This is a genomic window from Celeribacter sp. ULVN23_4, assembly GCF_054788345.1.
On the sequence record NZ_JBTVYO010000002.1, the window covers coordinates 560405 to 582593 of the forward strand.

At 59.0% G+C, this 22189-nt stretch carries 22 protein-coding genes and 1 other RNA gene; 10 read left to right on the forward strand and 13 right to left on the reverse strand.

Features of this window, described 5'->3' with window-relative positions:
• Positions 1 to 115: 115 nt before the first annotated feature.
• The gene (locus ACYBHZ_RS08045) at positions 116 to 1336 is read left to right on the forward strand and encodes an MFS transporter (protein WP_460273739.1); all 1221 of its coding nucleotides are present in this window, start codon (positions 116 to 118) and stop codon (positions 1334 to 1336) included.
• A gap of 20 nt (positions 1337 to 1356) precedes the next feature.
• Here ACYBHZ_RS08045 and ACYBHZ_RS08050 read toward each other — a convergent pair whose 3' ends face one another.
• The 6 genes from ACYBHZ_RS08050 to ACYBHZ_RS08075 form a co-directional block, all read right to left on the reverse strand.
• On the reverse strand, positions 1357 to 2229 hold the full coding sequence (locus ACYBHZ_RS08050) for an NUDIX domain-containing protein (protein ID WP_460273740.1): 873 nt from the start codon (positions 2227 to 2229) through the stop codon (positions 1357 to 1359).
• A complete protein-coding gene (locus ACYBHZ_RS08055; RefSeq protein ID WP_460273741.1) occupies positions 2220 to 2660 on the reverse strand; it encodes a TrgA family protein in 441 nt (146 codons plus the stop codon). Before ACYBHZ_RS08055 ends, ACYBHZ_RS08050 begins: the two co-directional genes overlap by 10 nt.
• Positions 2661 to 2683: 23 nt before the next feature.
• A complete protein-coding gene (locus ACYBHZ_RS08060; protein ID WP_460273742.1) occupies positions 2684 to 3946 on the reverse strand; it encodes a class I SAM-dependent methyltransferase in 1263 nt (420 codons plus the stop codon).
• 85 nt (positions 3947 to 4031) lie between these two features.
• On the reverse strand, positions 4032 to 5426 hold the full coding sequence (locus tag ACYBHZ_RS08065) for a cryptochrome/photolyase family protein (protein ID WP_460273743.1): 1395 nt from the start codon (positions 5424 to 5426) through the stop codon (positions 4032 to 4034).
• A gap of 67 nt (positions 5427 to 5493) precedes the next feature.
• On the reverse strand, positions 5494 to 7323 hold the full coding sequence (locus tag ACYBHZ_RS08070; RefSeq protein ID WP_460273744.1) for an ABCB family ABC transporter ATP-binding protein/permease: 1830 nt from the start codon (positions 7321 to 7323) through the stop codon (positions 5494 to 5496).
• 131 nt (positions 7324 to 7454) lie between these two features.
• Positions 7455 to 8693 carry a LysM peptidoglycan-binding domain-containing protein gene (locus ACYBHZ_RS08075; RefSeq protein WP_460273745.1) on the reverse strand — a complete coding sequence of 413 codons (1239 nt, stop codon included), beginning with the start codon at positions 8691 to 8693 and terminating at the stop codon, positions 7455 to 7457.
• A gap of 142 nt (positions 8694 to 8835) precedes the next feature.
• Between ACYBHZ_RS08075 and ACYBHZ_RS08080 the strand changes: the two genes are divergently transcribed.
• The gene (locus ACYBHZ_RS08080) at positions 8836 to 9405 is read left to right on the forward strand and encodes an LOG family protein (protein ID WP_460273746.1); all 570 of its coding nucleotides are present in this window, start codon (positions 8836 to 8838) and stop codon (positions 9403 to 9405) included.
• Here ACYBHZ_RS08080 and rarD read toward each other — a convergent pair.
• The 4 genes from rarD to ACYBHZ_RS08100 form a co-directional block, all read right to left on the reverse strand.
• Positions 9357 to 10292, reverse strand: coding sequence for an EamA family transporter RarD (gene rarD / locus ACYBHZ_RS08085; protein WP_460273747.1), 936 nt, complete (start codon positions 10290 to 10292; stop codon positions 9357 to 9359). The two genes, ACYBHZ_RS08080 and rarD, sit on opposite strands and share 49 nt — an antisense overlap.
• Positions 10293 to 10355: 63 nt before the next feature.
• Positions 10356 to 11516, reverse strand: a complete 1161-nt coding sequence (locus ACYBHZ_RS08090) for an amidohydrolase (protein WP_460273748.1) — start codon at positions 11514 to 11516, stop codon at positions 10356 to 10358.
• A gap of 142 nt (positions 11517 to 11658) precedes the next feature.
• A complete protein-coding gene (locus ACYBHZ_RS08095) occupies positions 11659 to 12258 on the reverse strand; it encodes a superoxide dismutase (protein WP_460273749.1) in 600 nt (199 codons plus the stop codon).
• A 296-nt stretch (positions 12259 to 12554) separates the two neighbouring features.
• Positions 12555 to 12716 carry a hypothetical protein gene (locus tag ACYBHZ_RS08100; RefSeq protein ID WP_460273750.1) on the reverse strand — a complete coding sequence of 54 codons (162 nt, stop codon included), beginning with the start codon at positions 12714 to 12716 and terminating at the stop codon, positions 12555 to 12557.
• A gap of 222 nt (positions 12717 to 12938) precedes the next feature.
• Here ACYBHZ_RS08100 and ccmI point away from each other — a divergent pair, with 222 nt between their 5' ends.
• Genes ccmI through ACYBHZ_RS08115 form a run of 3 tightly spaced genes read left to right on the forward strand, consistent with a single transcriptional unit; the run spans position 12939 to position 14889 of the window.
• Entirely contained in the window at positions 12939 to 14174 is a 1236-nt protein-coding gene (ccmI, locus tag ACYBHZ_RS08105; RefSeq protein ID WP_460273751.1) for a c-type cytochrome biogenesis protein CcmI, read from the forward strand.
• Positions 14171 to 14644, forward strand: coding sequence for a Holliday junction resolvase RuvX (ruvX, locus tag ACYBHZ_RS08110; RefSeq protein WP_460273752.1), 474 nt, complete (start codon positions 14171 to 14173; stop codon positions 14642 to 14644). Before ccmI ends, ruvX begins: the two co-directional genes overlap by 4 nt.
• The gene (locus ACYBHZ_RS08115) at positions 14644 to 14889 is read left to right on the forward strand and encodes a DUF1289 domain-containing protein (protein ID WP_460273753.1); all 246 of its coding nucleotides are present in this window, start codon (positions 14644 to 14646) and stop codon (positions 14887 to 14889) included. The genes ruvX and ACYBHZ_RS08115 overlap by 1 nt, the downstream gene beginning before the upstream one ends.
• 54 nt (positions 14890 to 14943) lie before the next feature.
• Here ACYBHZ_RS08115 and ACYBHZ_RS08120 read toward each other — a convergent pair whose 3' ends face one another.
• A complete protein-coding gene (locus tag ACYBHZ_RS08120) occupies positions 14944 to 15765 on the reverse strand; it encodes a sulfite exporter TauE/SafE family protein (protein WP_460273754.1) in 822 nt (273 codons plus the stop codon).
• A 67-nt stretch (positions 15766 to 15832) separates the two neighbouring features.
• A complete protein-coding gene (locus ACYBHZ_RS08125; protein ID WP_460273755.1) occupies positions 15833 to 16822 on the reverse strand; it encodes an MDR family oxidoreductase in 990 nt (329 codons plus the stop codon).
• Between the two features lie 102 nt (positions 16823 to 16924).
• Between ACYBHZ_RS08125 and ACYBHZ_RS08130 the strand changes: the two genes are divergently transcribed.
• On the forward strand, positions 16925 to 17638 hold the full coding sequence (locus ACYBHZ_RS08130; protein WP_460273756.1) for a FadR/GntR family transcriptional regulator: 714 nt from the start codon (positions 16925 to 16927) through the stop codon (positions 17636 to 17638).
• On the opposite strand, the gene ACYBHZ_RS08135 is transcribed toward ACYBHZ_RS08130, so the two are convergent.
• Positions 17635 to 18432, reverse strand: coding sequence for an IclR family transcriptional regulator (locus ACYBHZ_RS08135; RefSeq protein ID WP_460273757.1), 798 nt, complete (start codon positions 18430 to 18432; stop codon positions 17635 to 17637). The two genes, ACYBHZ_RS08130 and ACYBHZ_RS08135, sit on opposite strands and share 4 nt — an antisense overlap.
• A 191-nt stretch (positions 18433 to 18623) precedes the next feature.
• On the opposite strand from ACYBHZ_RS08135, the gene ACYBHZ_RS08140 reads away from it, so the two are divergent.
• The 4 genes from ACYBHZ_RS08140 (at position 18624) to ACYBHZ_RS08155 (ending at position 22143) form a co-directional block, all read left to right on the forward strand.
• Positions 18624 to 19847 (forward strand): multidrug effflux MFS transporter, encoded by a 1224-nt coding sequence (locus ACYBHZ_RS08140; protein WP_460273758.1) that lies wholly within the window; start codon positions 18624 to 18626, stop codon positions 19845 to 19847.
• A gap of 204 nt (positions 19848 to 20051) precedes the next feature.
• Complete coding sequence (locus ACYBHZ_RS08145; protein WP_460273759.1) at positions 20052 to 21092, forward strand: extracellular solute-binding protein; 1041 nt, start codon at positions 20052 to 20054, stop codon at positions 21090 to 21092.
• A gap of 80 nt (positions 21093 to 21172) precedes the next feature.
• Positions 21173 to 21548: a transfer-messenger RNA gene (ssrA, locus tag ACYBHZ_RS08150) on the forward strand.
• A 169-nt stretch (positions 21549 to 21717) separates the two neighbouring features.
• Positions 21718 to 22143, forward strand: a complete 426-nt coding sequence (locus ACYBHZ_RS08155) for an ester cyclase (RefSeq protein ID WP_460273760.1) — start codon at positions 21718 to 21720, stop codon at positions 22141 to 22143.
• The last annotated feature ends 46 nt before the right edge of the window (positions 22144 to 22189 follow it).

Genomic DNA, 22189 nt, shown 5'->3' on the forward strand with positions numbered 1-22189 from the left:
TCAAACAGCGTTTGCGCACAGCGACCCGTTGAAGATCGCGGGTTCTCAGAACGCATTCCAATCGTTAAACGCTTTGGAACACATTCAGGAAATCGCACATTCGACGGACGCGTTCATGACCGATACGGCCTATAGCCCAGACAGCAACCGCGCGCGGCGCAATGTGATGATCCTCGTCCTCGCGCAGGCCTTCCTCGGCGCGCAGATGTCGATGATCTTCACCATCGCCGGTCTGGCCGGGCAATCTCTCGCCTCGAACCTGTGTTTCGCGACCCTGCCAATCTCGGCGACGGTTCTTGGTTCCATGTTGGCTGCGAACCCACTGTCGGGCGCAATGCAGCGCTGGGGGCGTCGGGTCGGGTTTTGGATCGGGACGAGTTCCGGGACCATCGGGGCCGGAATTGGCGCATTTGCCCTGTTACAGCAGAATTTCTGGCTCTTCGTGATCGGCGGTCTGTTCACCGGTGTCTATCAGTCCTCGCAGGGGTTCTTCCGCTTTGCCGCCACAGACACCGCCGATGAGGCCTTCCGCCCGAAAGCGATCTCCTACGTTCTCGCGGGAGGTCTTGCCTCCGCCATCATCGGGCCGCAGCTTGTTAAAGTGACCTCTCAGGCGATGGTGGTGCCCTTCCTTGGCACCTATCTTGCCGTGATCGTCATCAACATTGTCGGCTCTCTTCTGTTTCTCTTCCTCGACATTCCGAAGCCCCCGGTCTCGACCCATCATCATCTGATCGGGCGCTCGCGGATGGAGCTTTTGAAAACCCCACGCGTTGCCGTCGCGATCATCGTCGCCATGGTCTCCTACGCGCTGATGAACCTCGTGATGACCTCGACGCCTCTGGCGGTCGTCGGCTGCGGTTTTGAACAGAACACCGCTGCCGATGTGGTCTCAGCCCACGTTCTTGCGATGTTCATCCCGTCTTTCTTCACCGGTTTCCTGATCTCGAAATTCGGGGTCGAGCGGATCATGGCCACCGGCCTCGTGATCCTCGCCTGCGCCGGGATCGTTGGCATGCTCGGCGTGCATCTGGAGAATTTCTTCCTCGCGCTCATCCTTTTGGGCGTCGGCTGGAACTTTGGCTTTATCGGCGCGACCGCAATGCTGTCTTCGGCGCATGAACCGTCTGAGCGTGGCCGTGTGCAGGGGATGAATGACTTCATCGTCTTCGGCGGCGTCACCGTGGCCTCTCTGGCCTCCGGCGGTCTGATGAACTGTTCGGGCGGCTCCGCTCAGGACGGCTGGACCGCCGTCAACCTTGCGATGGTGCCGCTCCTGACCCTTGCGGGCGGTGCGCTGATCTGGCTTTGGATGCAGCCGAAAACCAAAAGCTGATCTGAGGGTTTACACCCGGTTTACAGACCCGCCTCGGCGCGCAGCCTGTCACGGTGGCGCGCCAGCCAAAGCGCCGACATATAGAGCGGACCGACATCGAGCTGCCCCGCGTCGCACATCTCCATCAACCGCGCGAATGGGATGACATATGAGGCGATATCCTCATGCTCGTCATCAAGGCCGCCGCCCGATTTCGTGAGGCTGTGCGGCAGGTCGGCGATGCCGACATAAGACGTCACATATTCCGTGATCGCACCCGCAGAGGGGTAATATTCCGCGATCTTGTGCAGCGCGCCTATGGTGACACCCGCCTCTTCCTCCGCCTCGCGCCGGGCCGTGATCTCCGGCCCTTCGCCCGTATCAATTCGCCCCGCGATTGGTTCGATCATCCAAGGGCGCGCGTCGCCTCTTGCATAGGGACCGAACCGGAACTGTTCGATCACCAGCACATGATCGCGCACCGGATCATAGGGCAAAACCGTCGCGGCATCGGCCATAAGAAACCCGCCGCGCGACATGACATCCGTGCTGCCGCCTTCAAAGAGACGATGCGTGATGACACTGTCATCCACGGCAAAGAAATGCGTGTAAGGGATGGTGCGCGACAGGAGCGTCACATCTTTGTGCGACAGATCGGCCCGCTTTTCCGCCCTCGGACGTCCGCCCATTTTCGCGGTCAACCGCGCCCAAGCTCGCGTGAAGATGAGAGAGCGAAGCACACGAAGCTCTTCGACCTCACGCTCGCCATGATAGAGCACAACCTCTTCCGCCGCAGAGGCGATCAATGCCGGAGACAGAAAGGCCTCGTCCCCCGTCAATACGTCGCGCAGGAAATCGATTTGTTCGGGCTTGTAGGTCTTACTCAGAGGGGCGAAGAGATCACTCACGACCATTTGCGCGCCGCCTTCTCCGTGAGCCAGCCGCCGAACACGCCACCAAGGACCAGCACAATCAGAACATCCCATTTCACCACAAAATGCGCATAGTCCCGCATCAAATCGACCATCGCCATCAAGGCCTCTGTCGGGCCGCGGTAGCGAAGGTCCAACGAGCGATGGATCATCGTTTCAAAGGCGAAATAGAAAACCGACCAGAAGCTGAGGATCACCGAACTCGACAGACCGTAGCTGAGTGCCGCAGACATCGTGTCCCCCGCGCGTTTGCCAAGGAAAATCCAACCGGTGAGAAAACCGAACCCCGCCGCGATATAAGACATCAAGCCGAATTGCGTTTTCTCCGGCAGATAGGCTTTCACCAGTTCAGCGGCGAACCATGCCAGAAGTGCGAACCATAGGGCTGCGACGAGTTTTGCGGCTGTGGGCATCTGCTACCTGTTTGTTATCCTGATCAGATCTCGCGGCTCGGGCGCGTCATTGTGATCTGTGTTACGTCGCAATTCCCGCCGTGGAAAGCCCCGGCGCAAGATGTCAGGTAAAAATTCCACATTCTGCGGAATCGTTCATCAAACCCGAGCGCCTCGATGCGCTCCCATTCGGCATTGAACACCTCATGCCAGCGTCTCAGCGTCTGGCTGTAGCTTTCGCCGAATTCCTTTGAGCGCCGAAAACTCAACCCGGCCTTGTCGATCTGCTCTCTGAGGGCTTCTGGGCTTGGCAACATGCCGCCCGGAAAGATGTATTTCTGTATGAAATCAACGGACTTTCGATAGGTCTCAAAGCGCGCATTCTGTAATGTGATGATCTGCAATGTCGCATTGGCGCCGGGTTTGAGACAGTCGCGGAGCTTTCCGAAATAGGCCGGCCAATATTTCTCGCCCACCGCTTCGAACATCTCGATGGAGGCGATCCCATCATATGTTCCGGCCTCGTCGCGGTAATCCTGCAATTTCAGTTCAACGCAGTCTGACAGCCCTGCATCCCGAATGCGGTCCGTGGCGTATTTGTACTGTTCTTCCGAGATCGTCAGCCCGGTGACGCGCAACCCGCGTTCCCCCGCCGCATATTCCGCAAAGCCGCCCCAGCCGCAGCCGATCTCCAACACATGCTCGCCCTCGGAAACACCCATTTCATCAATCAAAGACGCATATTTCGCCCTTTGAGCCTGCTCCAGACTCTGCTGCCCGCTCTCAAACAGCGCAGAGGAATAGGTCATCGTGTCATCGAGCCACAGGCGGTAGAAATCATTGCCCAGATCGTAGTGATAGGAAATGTTCTTTTTGGCTTGTTTCCGAGTGTTGGCGTTCATCCAATGGCGCAAACGCTCAAAAGCGCGGAGCAGCCCCATACCGGGAAACCCGTCGTAAAGATCGTCATTGCCAGCATGCAGCAGATCCATGAAAGCTTGCAGGTCCGGCGTCGTCCAACCACCATCGAGATAGTCTTCGCAAAAGCCAAGATCGCCTTCGCGGATCAACCGGGCGAAGACATCGTCCGAATGGATATGCAGTTCAGCCACCGGTCCCGGCGCGAGGCCTTCCGCACGAAACACGCGCCCGTCCGAAAGCACGAAATCGAGCCGTCCGGCGGCCATGTCCTGCGCCATCGCGAACACCTGCGGAAAATATCGCGGCAGGTCGTCCTGCCCCGCTGTATTGGTAAAAATCGCCACCCCATCCCCGGATGACGCACCATGCTCCTTTTTATCAAGCATCTCTTGTCCCCCCTTGAAACAACTCGCGAAATTGCGTGGCCATTCGGCCTTATTTCAAAGAAGTGTACCGCAAAAATGCGATCCGTCACCCCTTGAGCTGTTCATAGGCCTCCAAGGCCCGTGCGCGCCCGTCTTTAAGGCTCAGCGCAGGCTCAGCCGGAGCATCGCTTGGCGACAGCCCCCAAGAAAGAGGAACCGCGTCGAAATAGGCCAACGCCGTCTCGCTCGGATGTTCTTCCCCTTCGGCAATCCAGCGGTGCAGATAAGTGCTTTTGGGATCAAATTTCTCCGCCTGCCCATCGGGGTTAAATATCCGGAAATAGGGCGCGGCATCGGGGCCACAGCCCGCCACCCATTGCCATCCCATCGCGTTGGAGGCCGGATCCCAGTCGATCAGACAGTCCTCGAACCATTTAAGCCCGACACGCCAATCGGTCAGCAGGTGTTTCGTGAGATAAGACGCAACGATCATCCGCGCGCGGTTGTGCATCACACCGGTGACGAAAAGCTCGCGCATCGCGGCATCGACAAAGGCCACGCCCGTGCGTCCGCGCCGCCAGGCTTCCGCATCTTCATTGTCCGCCCGCCACGGAAATGCGTCCCAACCCTCGCGGTGATTTTCTTCCGGCAGATCGGGTTCGTGATACAGGAGATGATAGGCAAACTCGCGCCACACCAGCTCCTTGAGGAAATGCTCCGCCCCAGCGGCGCCCTCTTCCATCGCGGCTCGCCCGGCGTGCCAAATGGTGCGCGGAGAGATTTCCCCGTAGGTCAGGTTCTCGGACAGCCCTGAGCAGACCGGCTCCGACGGAAAATCCCGTAAAGCCTTGTAGTCTTTCACATGCTCTTCGAGGAAGACGGAAAGCCGACGCTTTGCCGACGCTTCGCCGACATGGCAATGCGGCAGAACCACCGCCGCGCCGCGGTGCATTTCTGCCCCGAGGGTCCAGTCTTCTAGCGCCTCACTCTCGCATGGCGTCGCCCATGTGGTTTTCGGAGCAGACAGGGGCGCATTCGCCCCGATCTCCCGCACCGTTTTCCAATAGGGCGTATAGACCTTGTAATAGCCGCCGGTCTTCGTCGAGACGGTCCAGGGCTCGAACAAAAGATGCGAATTTGAGGATTGCACCTCAACGCCCGCCTCTTTCAATGCGGATTTGACCTCGGTGTCGCGCTCGATCGCCGCCTTGTCGTAAAGCCGGTTCCAACAGACCGCCTCCGCGCCCGTCTCATCGACAATCTGCCTCAGAACCTCTTTCGCAGACCCTGAACGCAGCACCACCTGCCCGCCCTGCTCCGCGATGCGTTCCATCAGATGCGTGAGACCCAATCCAAGCCGCCATTTCGGCGCCGCGCCGAGGTCATCGACGCTCGCATCCCGAATGAAAACCGGCAACACCTCACCGCGCCCCGCCGCCGCGACCAGCGCCGGGTTGTCGTCAAAGCGAAAGTCTCGCCGGATCCACCAGATTGCCGTCATCGTTCTTCCCCGTCTTTGGTTTCAGGACGATATAGAGCGTTTTCATCACAGAGAAACACTCAAACGATCACGCTGCGGCCTCGTCGTGGTCTTCCGCCTGCGCGGCCCACATGGAAGCGTATTTTCCACCTGATTTCAGAAGGCTATCGTGCGTTCCTCGTTCAACCACATGGCCCGCTTCCAAGACGACGATCTCGTCACTGTCGGCAATCGTCGAAAGCCGGTGCGCGATGGTGATCACCGTGCGCCCTTCGCCCGCAAGCTTCAACGCGCCGAGAATGCCGCGCTCTGTCTGGGTGTCGAGCGCCGAGGTTGCCTCGTCCAAAAGCAAGATCGGCGGGTCTTTCAGGAAGGTCCGCGCAATACCGACACGCTGCTTTTCACCGCCCGACAGTTTGAGCCCGCGCTCGCCGACCTGTGTCTCATAGCCGTCCGGCAGCCCCATGATGAAATCATGGATCTTGGCCTTTTTCGCAGCCTCGACGATCTCGTCATAGCTGGCCCCGTCGCGGCCGTAGCCGATGTTGTAGCGCACCGTGTCGTTGAACAGCACCGTGTCCTGCGGCACCACACCGATGGCGGCATGAAGGCTGTCTTGCGTCACATCGCGCAGGTCTTGGCCATCAATCATCAGCCGTCCGCCGGTCACGTCATAAAAGCGGAACAACAGCCGCCCGATGGTGGATTTACCCGAGCCGGAATGTCCGACGATGGCAAGCGTGCGCCCGGCAGGCACTTCGATATCGACGCCATGCAGGATCGGCCGTGACGGATCGTAGGAGAATTCCACATGATCCAGCGTCACCGTCCCCCCCGTCACCTTGAGCGGCTTGGCGTCCGGCGCATCCTTGATCTCGGCGGGTTGTTCGAGAAGGAAGAACATATCCTCCATATCGACAATCGACTGCCGGATGTTGCGGTACATCGAGCCAAGGAAGTTCAATGGCATGGTGATCTGGATCATATAGGCGTTGACCATGACGAAATCGCCGACCGTCAACGTCCCCTTCTGAACCCCAAGCGCGGCCAGAACCATGACCCCGATCAGGCCGGAGGTGATCAGGAAGGTTTGGCCGAAATTCAGGAATGCCAGCGAGCGTTCGGTCTTGATCGCCGCGCTTTCATAGCCAGCCATCGCTTGATCATATCGCCGCGCTTCGCCCGCTTCGGCGTTGAAATACTTGACCGTTTCGAAATTGAGAAGGCTATCGACCGCCTTCTGGTTGGCATCCGTATCCTGTTTGTTCATCTCGTAGCGGATTTTCACCCGCCATTCGGTGACCTTCAGCGTGAAAAGGATATAGGCCGCAACGGTCAGTCCCACGACACCCATATAGGTCCAGCCAAACGCTCCCCACAGGATGATAAGCACCAACCCCAGTTGGAAGATCAGCGGCGCGATGCCGAAGATCAGCACGTTCATAAGGAAGGCCACGCCTTTCACACCGCGCTCGATGATCCGGCTCAGTCCCCCGGTGCGACGCGTCATGTGATATCGCAGTGAAAGCTTATGAATATGCTGGAACGTCTGCAGAGCGATCACACGCAGCGCGCCTTGCTCCACCGGAGAAAACACGGCTGCCCGGAGCTGCTGGAACCCGACTTCCATGATCCGCGCCATGCCGTAAGCGACGGTCAGCCCGATTGCTCCCACAGCGACGAACCAGGCCGCATCCTGTGCCGTTTCTCCCGACAGGCTGTCGACAGCTGCCTTGTAGAACCACGGTGTTGCCACGGCGGTGAGCTTGGCAATGACCAGAAGGGCAATCGAGATCACCACTTTCACACGCACGGACGTGTTGTCTTTGGGCCAGAGATAGGGCGCGACCTTGCGCAGGACGAGCCACCCGTTCTCTGGGTTACGGTCTGTGGTGACGGAGGGACGCATACCTCTCATGGCAACCTTTCGGGCTAGATCGGAAATAAGGCGTGCGACAATCGCGAAAAAGGCGCAGCAAGGCAAGAGATCAGCCCCGCATACCCCTTTATCGCTTTGTGCGCAGTTATTTTATCACAGGACCGGTCCGGTCACTCCTCAGGCAGTTGGAAAATCTGTCCGGGATAGATGAGGTCGGGATTCCTGATCTGGTCACGGTTGGCGTCGAACACGCGCACATAGAGATAGCCGTCTCCGTAGCGTTTGGAGGCGATGCCCCAAAGCGTGTTGCCCGGCTGCACCGTCACGGAGGCGATCCGGGATTCAGGCGTTGGCACGTCGTTCTCGGAGGTTGCCTCAGCTGTCTCTGACGTCTCGGATGTCGTGTCAGACGGCGTCTGCGTATTCCCGGCGATTTGAGCAAGCAAAGCAACCTCTTCGCGGTGGAACGGAATTTCCGCCCGCGACATCACAGCGCCCCATTCGTCGACCTGATCCGCGCGGAGCGTGTAGCGCCCGGCAGCGACATCCTTGAGCTCTTCGCGCCACTGCCCGTCCGCGTCCGCAGCGGTCCGGGTTGTGTATGTGTCATCCAGATAGAACCGCAGCGTCGTCCCCGGCGCGGCACGCCCTGACACGAAAACACGTCCTTCGGGATCATAGCTCACGGCATCAATCCGAAGTTCAGCCTGCGCTGTGCCTTCCTGTTGAAGAACTTTGACACCTTCGTCATCCGCCATGAGCACGGTTGGCTGTTTCGGAGGTTGCGCGTCCAAAATCTTCCCTGCGATGGCTGACCCTGCACTTGCGGAGGCCATCGGCGCACCGCCATTTGCTGTCGCGACCTCTTCGTCATCTGTGGATTCATCAGCAACCATCACATCCGCATCGGCACCTTCCACAATCCCCGAATTCGGGACTGGCGCGACGATGACACTCTCGGCACTGCTCTGCGCCGCATCCCCCGTTCCGCTGACGAGTTGCATCTCTCGGGGCGTCTCTGAGGCCTCAAGATCAAACAAAGCAACAAATTCGCCCCGGTCATTGGCGTCGGCCTTGGCGACCTCTGATCCATCGACGAGGATATGAACGGTGCTACCGGGCTCGGCGCGACCGGCAACCGTTGCGAGCCCTTCGGGCGGAATGCGGACGAGATCGAAAGCGGGCGCGATCTGAACCGGGGTAGGAACGGATTCTTCGCTCTCCGCTGGCGCAGCTCCGGTTTCGACCTCGGGATCAACCTCCGGCACAACGGCAACCTGCTGCGGCTCCATATCTGGTTCGATATTTTGCACCGGCCTTCCGAGATACAAAACCGCGCCGATCGCCACGATAATCACCCCAGCGCCAACACCTGCCGCTGGCATCATCCATCCGTTTTTTGTCGCCATTTCCGGCTTTGCCCCCTAATGTCCCGTCCCTTGGCATCCGACCGTTATCGCAACCGTGAGATCAAGGGTTGAGACAGCCTAGCAACGGGGCTAACAAGGGTCAAAGACTTCCTTTTTTCCCATCAGCTATAAAGTGACCGCCATGCTCACAACGCCAGAATCCGCATCATTTTCCGTCTGTGTTTTTTGCGGATCGCGTCCCGGCGGCAAGCCTGAGTACGAAGCGGCCGCCACACAAGTCGGAGAAATGATCGCGGCGGAAGGCTGGCGTTTGGTCTATGGCGCAGGCGATGTCGGGTTGATGGGAGCCGTTGCGCGTGCCGCGCAAAATCACGGCGCCGAGACCTTTGGCGTCATCCCGACCCACCTTCTCCCGAAAGAAGTGGGCAAGCGCGACCTGTCGACGTTCATCATCACCGAGAACATGCATGAGCGCAAAAAGGTGATGTTCATGAATTGCGACGCCATCGTGGTTCTGCCCGGCGGCGCAGGCTCGCTGGATGAGTTTTTCGAAGTTCTGACATGGAAGCAGATCGGCCTACATGACAAACCGATCTTCCTGCTCTCCACCGAGAATTACTGGAAACCTTTGGAAGCGCTGATCGAGCACATCATCGACGAAGGCTTCGCGCCGCTGTCGACGGCGCATTTTTACGAGACTGTTCAGACGGTCGAGGAATTGACCGAAGCTTTGCGCCTCCTCCGCGCCTGAGCCTCACGCCGCAGCGCCTCGACGGTGTAAAGCGCCAAAGCGAGCCAGATCAGCGGCATCGCGATGCCGTGCCAATGGGTGAATGGCTCGGCAAAGATCAAGACGGCAACAAGGAATTGCAGGGTCGAATTCCAATATTGCCCCATGCCGACAACAGTCAGGGGCAGCAGCCGCGTTGACGCCGTAAAGAAGATCAAAGGCACGCCGGTCACCACACCGGCCAAAATCAGCAGAAGCGTGTCTTTCAACGTATGACCGAAAGCGCCCGCAGGCTGCAACTCTGAGCCGCCCCAGCCAAAGGCATGCGCGCCGAACAGCCAAATAAGGGCAATCGGCACAAGCAAGACGACCTCTGCGGTCACGGACAGGATCGGGCCAGCGTCCAAGGTTTTCTTGATCGCGCCATAGATCGAAAAGGTGATCGCCAGCGACAGCGCGATCCACGGCAGGTTTCCAAGTCCAACGCCCAAAACGACAACGGCGAGCGTGGCCAATCCGAGCGCCACATATTGCATGATTGAGAGACACTCGCGAAACACCACCATGCCAATCACCGTGGCGACAAGCGGGAAGATGTAATAGCCAAAGGACGCCTCAAGCGCCTGCCCGGACTGAATCGAATAGATGAAGAGGCCCCAATTGACGGAAACGAACAGGGCCGCGATCAAGACTTTCTTCGCCTGCGGCCCGGTCATCAGGTCCCGCAACTCTCCCAAACGCCCCTGAAATCCGATCCAAAGCCCGAACAGGACACAGGTCCAAAGCGTGCGATGCGCCAAGACCTCGAAGGCAGGCACATCGGCGACCGCCTTGTAATAAAGCGGCGATAGACCCCAAGAGGTCTGAGCGATGAAGAGGGCAATGAAGCCTTTTTGCGTGTCCGTCATGCCGATCACAAAGCGCTGCCGAGCGGCGTTTTGGCAAGACAGGAAATCCGCACAGGGCGAAGTTCAATTCTGCGTGGAAAATTGGTGTATCGCCCGCAGGAAAATTTCCGCCCCCACAGGAATGAGCGCATCGGGAAAATCGAAATCCGGATTGTGCAACTCGGGCTGGTCTATGCCGGATCCCAGAAACAGCATCGCCGCTGGGATTTCCGTTCCAAAGAGACCGAAGTCTTCCGACGGTCGCATCGGGATCGCGCCTTCCGCGCGCGGCAGACCAGCGCAGGCCGCGTCCAACAGCGCGGTCGCTTCCGGCGCGTTGACCGAATGGCTGAACGCATCGTGGATGGTGATCTCTGGCGTAAAGGCGGCGGCAGCCGTTCCGATCAAGCCACGAGCCTCCGCCTCAAGCGCAGCCATTTCGCTATTCAAAAGCGTCCGCAGAGTGATTTGCAGCTCCGCCTCTCCGGGGCTGATCCCGAACGAGGGCACACCGAGACGCGCATGGGTGACTGTGCAAAGCCGAAAACCCGGATCATCGGTCGGAAGATCGCGTGACAACGCGCCAAGTGCGGGGATGAGTTCCGACAGCGCCAATCCGGGCGAGCGACCATTCTCCGGACGCGCCGCGTGCGAGGTCTGCCCCGTCAGGCGAATGTGGAGCCCCCGCGAGGCACAGGCGACAGGGCCTTCTTTCAGCGCAACCGCGCCCAAGGGCAATTTCGGCAGATTATGCATCGAGATCGCCAGATCGGGTTTGAGTGTCTCAAATATCGGATCGGCCAACACCAACCGCGCCCCGGCCCCGGTTTCCTCCGCGGGCTGAAACAGCAACACCACCCGGCAATCCGGCGCATGGCGCGACAGCGCATTGGCCACCGCACAGAGGGTCGCCATATGACCATCATGACCGCACAAATGCCCAACGCCCTCGTGTTCAGAACGGTACTCCGGCCCATGGTCCTCAAGGATCGGCAAAGCATCCAACTCGGCGCGGATCATCAGGGTCTTGTCCCCGGCCCCGAACACGGCGGCAACGCCTGTGCCGCCGAGACCTTCGACGACTTCGGCCCCCAAAGTCCGCATCCGCGATGCGATACGCTTGGCGGTCTCAAACTCTGCGCCGGACACTTCCGGGAACCGGTGCAACTCATGGCGCAGGGCCACGGCCTCCGTCAGAGTTTTGGCGGAAAGTGTCCAAGCGTTCGGGATCGGAATATTTGTCATGTGTGCCTCCTGCCCCGGTGTCCCATCCCACAGCCCCTATCGCAAGGCCAACGCCCCAAGAAATCGTGAGGGAGAGGACCATATCCGCAAAGAAAAGGGCACCCACGCGGGATGCCCTTTCCGAAATACGTTTTCCAGCAGATCACATGCGGGAGGCGACGTTTTCCCAGTTCACCAGTTTGTCGAGGAAGTTCGACAGGTAGACCGGGCGCTTGTTGCGGAAGTCGATGTAGTAGGAGTGTTCCCACACGTCGCAGCCCAGAAGTGCGGTTTGGCCGAAGCAGAGCGGGTTCACGCCGTTCTCGGTTTTGGTCACTTTCAGGGAGCCGTCGGTGTCTTTCACGAGCCAAGCCCAGCCGGAGCCGAACTGGGACGCGCCAGCTGCGGAGAATTGTTTTTTGAACTCTTCGACGGAGCCGAAGGACTCGACCAGAGCTTTTTCAAGCTCGGACGGCATGGCTTTTTCGCCCGGGCCCATCATTTCCCAGAATTGGGTGTGGTTCCAGTGCTGGGAGGCGTTGTTGAAGATGCCGTTTTGAGCGACAGCGCCGGCATCGTAGGTGCCTTTGATGATCTCTTCGACCGATTTGCCTTCCCACTCGGTGCCAGCGATCAGCGTGTTGCCGGTGGTCACGTAAGCGTTGTGGTGCAGGTCGTGGTGATATTCGAGCGTCTCTTTGGACATGCCAAGATCAGCAAGAGCATCGTGTGCATAGGGAAGATCGGGAAGTTCAAAAGCCATTGGGGCCTCCTAAATTTCAGAAGTTGTGCGTTTCTGTCGGACATATACCTGATCCGATGACCGGCTCGGGTCAAGGGTGAAACTTTGGAATCATTCCAAAAATCATGAACACGGGCTGTTCAAGGTTCAACCATTTGCCTCTCCGTCCTGCTGCAAGCCTACAGCAAAACGCCAGTGACGTCTTAAAGCGTTTCTACTTAAACCTGAATCAGGGTTTGAGCAGAAACGCGGTGCAACGTCCAAGCGGAGCGGGCGTTTCGACTTTATGTGAGAGATCAAGTTAAAGTCGAAACGCTTTAATTTGCGTCCGGCAGGTCGATCTGAATTTCCGGCTCGTCGCCGAGCGGCGGCACGTCCCCACCCGTGAAAAGATAATAGGCAATGCCCGCCACCACGACAACAAGGGCACCGATGATGATACCAAGCCCCGTGTTTCCGTTGCCAGAATTATTGCTCATGTCTGTCTCCTTATTTCTCTGGCCACCGGGTGCTCACTGCCGTCAAAAGCATCAAGCCGCCGGTCGCGTTCAGGGATTTAACGCGGCAAACCGCGGAACGGTTCCCGCCGATGGCCTCTTCCGACAACCGGCCATTGCGTCACACCTGTGTCATTTGGGGTTCCCCGAGAGCGACCCGCCGGATACACCTTCGCAACAGACTTCTCTTTGACGGACCCCGATATGACCTTTTGGATCATCGCCAGCGCCATCGCTTTTCTTTCCGCCATCCCGCTGGCGCTTGCCCTCTGGCGCGCACACGGGATCGGCGATGTGGACAGTTCGACCGCCGAAGTGGAGATGAAAGTCTATCGCGACCAACTCAAGGAAGTGGATCGCGACGAGGCGCGCGGCGTCTTGTCTGAGGAAGATGCGAAGCGCGCCCGGATCGAAGTCTCCCGCCGCCTGCTTGATGCGGATAAGGCGCGCGAGAGTGAAAAACGCAGCTCTGCTCGCGCGCCGCTTTGGGCCGCTGCGATGCTCTTTGCCGCGATCTGCGGCGGTGCGGTCTGGCTCTACGCCGATCTCGGTGCCTCCGGATATGAAGATTTGCCGCTCAGCCGCCGTTTGGAACTGGCCAATGAGGCCCGCGCGAACCGCCCGACACAGGACGCAATTGAAACGATGCGACCGCCCTCACCGCCCATTCAAGAGCCGGATGAGCGTTTGACCACGCTGCTCGGCCAATTGCGCGAAGCGTTGGCGACCCGCCCCGATGATCTACAGGGTCATATCCTTCTCGCTCGCAATGAAGCCGTCGCCGGGAATTATCACAGCGCCTATGAGGCACAAGAAGAAGTCATCCGGATCAAAGGCCCGGCGGCCACCGCCGATGATTACGCCGATCTCGCCGATATGATGATCCTCGCGGCGGGCGGTTTTGTCTCCCCCGAAGCCGAAGACGCGCTGACGAAAGCGCTGCAACGCGACCCGAACAACGGCACTGCGATCTATTACTCCGGTCTCATGTTCGCCCAGACCGGGCGGCCCGACATGACATTCCGACTTTGGCAGCCGCTGCTCTCCTCTTCCACAGCTTCCGATCCTTGGATTCTGCCGATCCGGCAACAGATTGAAAGCGTCGCGCAGGCCGCTGGCATCCGCTACACAATGCCCCCAACTCCCTCCGCAAACGCGCTGAGCGGCCCGACCTCAGAGGATATGGCCGCAGCCGCAGACATGACCCCGGAAGAGCGCCAAGAGATGATCCAAGGCATGGTCGAAGGCCTGTCCGCCCGCCTCGCCAATGAGGGCGGCACACCGGAAGAATGGTCGCGTCTGATTTCCTCTCTCGGCATGCTGGGCGAAACGGAGCGCGCGAAAGCGATCTGGGGCGAGGCACAGGTCATTTTCGGCGACACGCCGGAGGCCTTGAGCGTTGTCCGTCAGGGCGCAGAAACCGCGGGGCTGGTCGAATGAGCGCTTTCATCACCGACGATATCGCAGATTTCAAAGCCGCCCTGCCCGCCATGACCCCGCTCGCCGGGCTCGATTTTGGTGACAAGACGATCGGCGTGGCGATCTCCGACCGTCTGCATTCTGTGGCCAGCCCGACGGACACGATCCGGCGCAAGAAATTCACGCTCGATGCAGAGGCCCTGCTCAAGCTCCTGACCTCCCGCGAAGTCGGTGGCATCGTTCTGGGCCTGCCGCGCAACATGGACGGCTCTGAGGGGCCGCGTTGCCAGAAAACCCGCGCCTTTGCGCGCAATCTCGGTCAGCTCACCGAACTGCCGATCACCTTTTGGGATGAACGCCTGTCTTCGGTTGCCGCCGACCGTGCGATGCTTGAGGCCGACATGTCCCGCGCCAAACGCGCCGAGAAAATCGATCAGGTGGCGGCGGGCGTGATCCTACAGGGCGCCTTGGATCGGCTGAGGAACCTGTGATGTCCGGAGACAGCGACGACATCTGGAAACGCGACGAGATCGAAAGCCCCTGCACGAAGATCTGTCAAATCCACCCGGACACAAAGCTGTGCCTCGGCTGCGCGCGGTCTCTGGATGAAATCGGCCGCTGGTCAACGATGTCCTCGGACGAACGCCGGGCCATCATGGCCGAGCTGCCGAGCCGCCACCCCGCGCCGACCAAACGCCGTGGCGGGCGTGCGGGACGTTTGAAACGGATGGAATGAGTATTTTAACAACAAAGGAAACCGTCTCCTTTGCTGCCAAATACTCAAAACAGATCAGCCCATCAGCGCCTTGCGCAGCATGTTCAGCGCCACGAGGATCAGAAACCCGCCGAACACACGTTTCAGAGGCTTCGGATCCATCGCATGCGCGATTTTCGCCCCCAAAGGCGCGGTGATCAGGGTCATGCAGATCACCAACAGGAACGCCGCGATATTGACTGCGCCCACTGTAAAGGGGGGCGTGACGTCCGCAGGAAGACCGACGAAGAGGAACGCGATCACAGAAGGAATGGCGATGATTGCGCCAAAACCCGCCGCCGTCGCGACCGCACGATGGATCGGTACGCCGTAAAGCGTCATGGTCGGCACCCCGAAGGAGCCGCCGCCGATCCCCATCAGCACCGACAGGAATCCGATCAGCGGCGAGACAACCGCACGCATCACGCCTTTGGGCATTTCCGTGCCAAGCCGCCAGGCTGAATTTCCGAACGCCATATATAGCCCGATGAAGGTCGCGACACCGCCGAAGATCATTTGCAAGGTGGTCGAACGAAGAGACGAAGCGACCAGCACGCCGATGATGGCACCGATCACGATCCCGGGCGCGAAACTTTTGAGAATCGGCCATTCCACGGCACCTTTTTTGTGGTGCGCAGAGACCGAGCGGATCGAGGTCACGATGATCGTCGCCAAAGATGTCGCCAGACAGATCTGCATGAGCTGCGGGCTGTCATACCCCAGCCCGACAAAGGCGTAGTAAAAGGCCGGCACGAGGACGATACCGCCCCCCACGCCCAAGAGACCCGCGAGAATGCCCGCGAAAGCGCCAATCACGGCGATCAGGGCGGCGAAGGGAAGAAGCGTCGAAATATCCATAAGGCGATTGGTTACTTGCAAAACGCGCCCATGAGAAGAGCGCGTTTTCAAAGAACAGGTTTTGCGTTTATGCGGACAGGTCCACGACCACACGCCCCTTCACACCACCCTTGAGGATCGCGGCCCCCAATGCAGGCAAATCTTCGAGTGTCGCGGGTTGGATCATCTCTTCAAGTTTCTCCATCGGCAAATCACGCGCGATGCGGTTCCAACAGCGAATGCGGTTCTCTTTCGGCTGCATGACCGAGTCGATCCCGAGCAGGTTTACGCCGCGCAAGAGAAACGGAATGACAGAGGTCGGCAGCGCCGCGCCGCCTGCGAGACCGACCGCAGCAACGGAGGCGCCGTATTTCATTTGCCCCAAGACACGCGCCAACATCTCTCCGCCGACCGCATCGACACAGCCTGCCCATGTCTCGGACTCCAAGGGCCGTTTGACGATCTCGTTGATCTCATCGCGCGGAACGATCCGGCTCGCGCCCAGAGATTTGAGATAGCCAGCCCCTTCGGGACGTCCTGTCACGGCGGCAACCTCATAGCCCAAATGCGCAAGGATCGCTGTCGCAACAGAGCCGACCCCGCCCGATGCCCCGGTCACCAGCACGGGGCCGTGGTCCGGTTTCAACCCATGATCCTCCAGCGCCAAGACAGCGAGCATGGCGGTGAACCCCGCCGTTCCCACGGCCATCGCTTCACGTGTCGTCAGTCCTTCTGGCAGAGGCACAAGCCAATCTGATTTCACGCGAGCCTTTTCCGCGTAGCCGCCCCAATGCACTTCGCCGACGCGCCAACCGGTCAAAACGACCTTGTCGCCCGGTTTGAAATCCGGGTTGTCAGAGGTTTCAACCGTGCCTGCAAAATCGATCCCCGGCACATGCGGATAGGCGCGGACAAGACCGCCGCCTTTGGCCGAGAGGCAAAGACCATCTTTGTAGTTCAGCGTCGAATAGTCAACCCGCACCGTCACATCGCCAGCCGGAAGCGCGTCATCGGGAATGTCCTTGATCTGCGCTTCTGCGAGCCCTTCCGGGGTTTGTTCCATGACCAGAGCTTTCATACGGTCCTCCTTGCCAAATACTCTCTGTGTTGCCATATTTGTCTGACAATTAAATATCGGATGCAAGCAAATGTCTGACAAATAGATCAGGCGATAACCTAAATGTCAGACAATAAAGAAAACAAAAAAACCACCAAAGACTTATCAAGCGCCATCGCGGATGCGATCCGGCAGGATATCCTGTCTGGCGCATTGATGGCCGATACTCGCCTGCCCTCGGAATCGGAGCTCTCAGAGACACACGGTGTTTCCCGCGCAACGGTGCGAGAGGCGCTCAAGCGCCTTGCCGCGCAAAGTTTGATCCGAACGAAACGCGGCGCGACGGGCGGTGCTTTTGTGTATCGGCAGTCCTTTCAGGACGCCTATTCCGATCTTGCCTCCAAGGCCACGCTTTTGATCAGTCTCAACGAGGTCGATCTGGCCACCGCCTGCGAAGCGCGCTTTGCCTTGGAACGTGGCTGCATGCGGCTCGCGGCAAAACATCGCGAGGCCGAACATCTTGAGATCATGAAGCGAGAGATCGAACGCCAGAAAGACCCTGATCTGAGCGACGAGGCCTTCTGCGCGTCTGATGTCGCGTTTCACCGTGCCTTGGTGGACGCGGCGGGCAACCCGCTGCTGTCGTGGCAATTGGCGGCGGCGGTCGAAGGGATCGAGCCCCTGATGAATATGCTGACCTATCGCCAAAGAGACAGAGATGCCGTGATAAGCCTGCACGAGGCGATGTATGACGCGCTTGAGGCGCGGGTCGGATCACGGCTCGAAATCCTCATGGATTACCTGAAAGATCAAACCTTACGAACGGCGTTGAGCTAAGCCCTGCCCGGCCCGAATTTCAGTTCTATGTCTTTGCGGCATGCATTCAGTACTGCTCTGAATTCGGCGTCGCGCCCGGTGCTCCGGCTTTCCGGCACAATCGCAGCAATCGCGTGCAATCCAAGCCGTGTTTGAAGGGGAACAGCGAAGCCCTCGACGTCCCGAATAAACGGCAAGGTGTCACGGAAGACAGCCCCTTCCCTGCGCTGCGGAAGGTTGGAAAGCGCCGTCAGTTCTTCAGTAAGATTCTCAGTCGTGAGCTGATCTTTGAGCAGGTTCTCGGCACTGTCACGTGGCATCTGAGCCAGCATCGCGCGCCCCGGAGCGAGTTGATACGGCGGGAACGGGATCGTCCCAAGCGGGAAAACGACACGCAAGGGGCGCTCCGGGATACAGCGATCAAGCGCAACAAGCCGCCCGCCGCTCAACTTATATAGCGCGACGGTTTCATCGAGATCGGTGCAGAGCGTTTCCAGATAGGGGCGCACACCGGACACGATGTCGATCTGCCGGCGGTACACCAGTTCCGGAAGCGTTGGGCCAAGCCGGAACCCTCCTGCGCGGCCAGAGCTTTCGACAAAGCCTTCGTCTTCGAGCGCCTGAATGATCCGCTGCACCGTCGAACGGGCAAGCCCTGTCGCGCTCGCCATGCCAGCCAAACTCAGACCCTGAGGATGATCCGCCAAACAGCGCAACAGTTCCGCGGCGCGCGAAATCACCTGAATACCACCCTGTTTCGGCGCATCGTCCTGCATGTCGATCCCCTTCTTCTCCGCTTGTGCAAAATCACGCATGAGCCACGCATTCAAGCGCGTTGACAGAATGTCATGAAGCCAATAAATGAGCAATACACTGTACCGCAAAGCGATACAGTCCGAATTCACCCGCCGTATTTCCGGAAAAGCGCACCAAAGGCGGCCCCGGAATTATGGTCCTTGGCGCTTCGTTGCGAACGACGCCAAACGCACGAATGACGAGATCCAATATGTCCCCTTCTCAATCACAGCGCGGAAAGGCGCTGCCAACCATCACCATTCTGACCCTGGCGCTGCTGTCTGCCGTCGCGCCTTTTGCAACCGACATGTACCTGCCGGGCTTTTTGAACATGGCCAGCGACCTCGATGTCGGTGCGGCCACGATTCAAGGCACGCTGACCGCCTTCCTGCTCGGACTGGCCTCCGGGCAACTTGTCATCGGTGCGCTGTCCGACCGCTTCGGTCGCCGCCGCCCTCTCATTCTGGGCACCGTCCTTGCGATTGTCTCCAGCCTGCTGATCGTCGTCGCACCGAATGCCACGCTCATCATCATCCTGCGCGCGTTGCAGGGCTTGGGCGGGGCTGCTGGTGTCGTTCTGGCGCGCGCCGTGATCTCTGATCGCACGGAGAGCGCTGCCGCTTCGGCCCGTCTGTTCCAGATCATGATGATCATTGGCGGGCTTGCTCCGGTGGTCGCGCCTCTGGCAGGGACGTTGATTGTCTCAACGACCGGATGGCGCACGGTCTTTATCGTCACCGGTATCCTGTCCGTTATCTCTTTGGTCGGCGTCCTTAAAACCGTGCCGGAATCTCTCCCCGTCGAGGACCGTCGCCCCGGCGGCATGGCGGCTCTGGGACGTGGCATCGCAGAGGTGCTCCAGAACGGCGCATATGTTGGCTACACTCTAACGGTGTCTTTCGCGTTTATGGTGCTGTTCGGGTACATCTCCGCCTCGCCCTTTGTTTTCCAGGGCATTTTGGGCTTGTCCACCGTAGCCTATCCGGTCGCTTTCGGAGCCAATGCCATCGGGATCGCCGTGGTCAGCGCCATTTCGACCAAGCTCGTCGGACGTGTAAGCCCGCGGCAACTGACGCTTTATGGCCTCATCCTGTTGCTTGTTGGGGGCGCGTTGACTCTGATCTGTGTCCTGAGTGGTGCAGGCGCAATGTTCATGCTCCCCGCCCTGTTCATCACCATCGCCTCTCTGGGCCTCGTTCTTGGCAACGCCAGTGCGCTGGCGATTGGTCAGGTGCCACAACTCGCGGGAACCGGCTCCGCCCTGCTTGGGGCGTTGCAGTTCACACTTGGCGCCATTGCCTCCCCGCTTGTTGGTTTGGCGGGTAAAGACAGTGCTCTGCCAATGGCGCTCGTGCTTCTCGTGGCCGCAGGTCTGGCAAGTGTCAGCTTTACCTTCCTGACCCGTCAGGACGCGCTGCGCATGCCTGCGGAATGAACCGCCCCCTCAGATGCGTTCCGCCACATCGGCCTCAAGGCGGGTGTGGCGGAACGCGTCGCCGCGCCAGCTTGGCGCAATTTGATCAAATTTAAGGCAGAGCTGTTAAAAATCCGCCTCAAGACATCTCACGCCCCTTGCGCGAGATAAAACCCGTGCTAGCGTCATCCCCCAGAAATGGTCCACTTCAGGGAGATGACCTTTATGAACGCTCTTAAAATCCTTCTTGGCAGCGCCGCGCTGACCGCCTTTGCCAGCAGCGCCTTTGCCGAAGATCCCGATCTTCTCGTCTTCGATTATTCCGGCTTCGAAGATCCGGCGTTCCACACCAAATACGTCGAGAAAAATGGCGATGTGCCGTCTTTCGCCTTCTTCGGCGAAGAGGACGAAGCGCTGCAAAAACTGGTGTCTGGCTTCAAAGCCGACGTCAGCCACGTCTGCGCCGGTTCGGTGATGAAATGGGAAGAAAGCGACATTCTGGAGCCGTGGGACACCTCTAAGATCACCGATTACGCGAAGCTCGACAGCAACCTTGTCGGCAAGGATGTGTCGGCTGCCAGCGCCTATTTCATCCCGACCGACTTCGGTTCCACCGCGATCGCCTATAACACCGACGAAGTTCCGGCCGAAGATGTCGCCTCTCTCGAAGTGTTCAAAGATCCGAAATACGCGGGCCGCATGACCCTGCCGGACAACGTCGATGACGCCTATGCGCTGGCATATCTCGCCACCGGCACGACCGACTGGACCACTGCAACGGATGAGCAGTTCGAAGCTGCGTCCGCTTGGCTGCGCGAAGTCCACCCGAACCTGCGCACCTACTGGACCGACCCTGCGGAACTGGCGCAGCTGATGGCGACGGGCGAAGTTCTGATCGCTTGGGCGTGGAACGAAACCTACCCGACGCTCGTCGACGAGGGTTTCCCGGTCGGCTTCCAGCGTGAAGCGAAAGAAGGCTCCTCGCTCTGGCTCTGCGGCTACGTCAACCTGAAAGACGGCCCCGGCTCCGAGGACAAAGCCTATGATTTCATCAACGGCTTCCTTGATGCGTCCAACGCCGAAGTGCTGATGGATGCGGGCTATGGCATCTCCAACACCGAAGGCCTCGCCTCGCTGGGTGAAGAAGCTCTCGTCGCGGGTGGCCTTGAGCCGATCGACGCGCCGATCCTCGCTCAGCTGCCGATGTCTGTCGAGCTGCGTGAGAAGCAGTCCGAAGAGTTCGAAAAGATTAAGGCTGGCTTCTAAGCTCCTATTTTTCTGACGATTAAATCAAACGCCGCCCTGATTTCGGGGCGGCGTTTCTCGTTTTGCTACGCGTTCTACTGGCCCTTGAAACCACGCGGCGCTTCGCTTACATATACGCTGTTCCTTCGGGAACTATGGACATAAACGCGCTCGCAATAAGCGGATCGGACCCGGGGGCGGTACCCGGCGTCTCCACCAAATACCCCTCTTCAGTCTTCGTTTGAGACTGGCAAGAGATTGGATCATGGGGACGAAATAGGATCGACGGACGTCTAAAGGGGTTTGCTTTGTCTCGGTGAGATACCACCGTTATCGGTTCACTTAAGCTAGTTGCAAACGACAACAAAGCTCCGATGGCTCTCGCAGCGTAAGCTGTGCGAAATATCGAAATCTAAGCCCTTAGGCCTAGCAGCTTAAGGCGGGGTTCGCAGGTACCTGGCAACAGAAACCTGCACTTCCTCCCCCCTCTCAAAACCCTCGTTTCCAATCGCTCGCCTCGCTGATCTGAGCGTGTCTGATTTACCTTTTCCGAAAATATAAGGGGGGCCAGTTCGCACCAGAAAGACTTCGTTTAGTTTTATGCGTCATGCTCCTGCGAGAACCGCATTGAAAAGGAGGCCGCGCGATGACTGGCCTTGAACTGCTCGAAACATGGTATGACCGGGTCTGGGTTCACGGCGATCTAGGTGCCGTGGCGGAGTTTTTTGATACTGAGGCTTTGGCATCCGGCCTCATGAGCGATTTTGCCGCCCAGCTTGAGGATTTCCAGACGCTCGTCCCCGCCGTGCTTCAGGCGCTGCGCGATGTGCGCATCACAATCGAGGACGCGATGGAGGTGGGCGACAAGGTCTGGGCCCGCATGACGCTCCATGCGCTGAAGGCGGAGGACATGACGCCGATCCAAATCTCCGGGCAGGTGATGGTGCGCCTCCGAAATGGCAAGATTATCGAGGCGCACAACAGTTATGATTTCGTCAGCTATTTCGAGCAAATGGGCAATCTGCCCAAAGATTCAGTTGCACTTATGCTGGCCGGAGAAACTTTGAACTGACCGGGCGCGCGAGCTTTGGTTTTTCTTGCTTTTATAGGAGTTTACC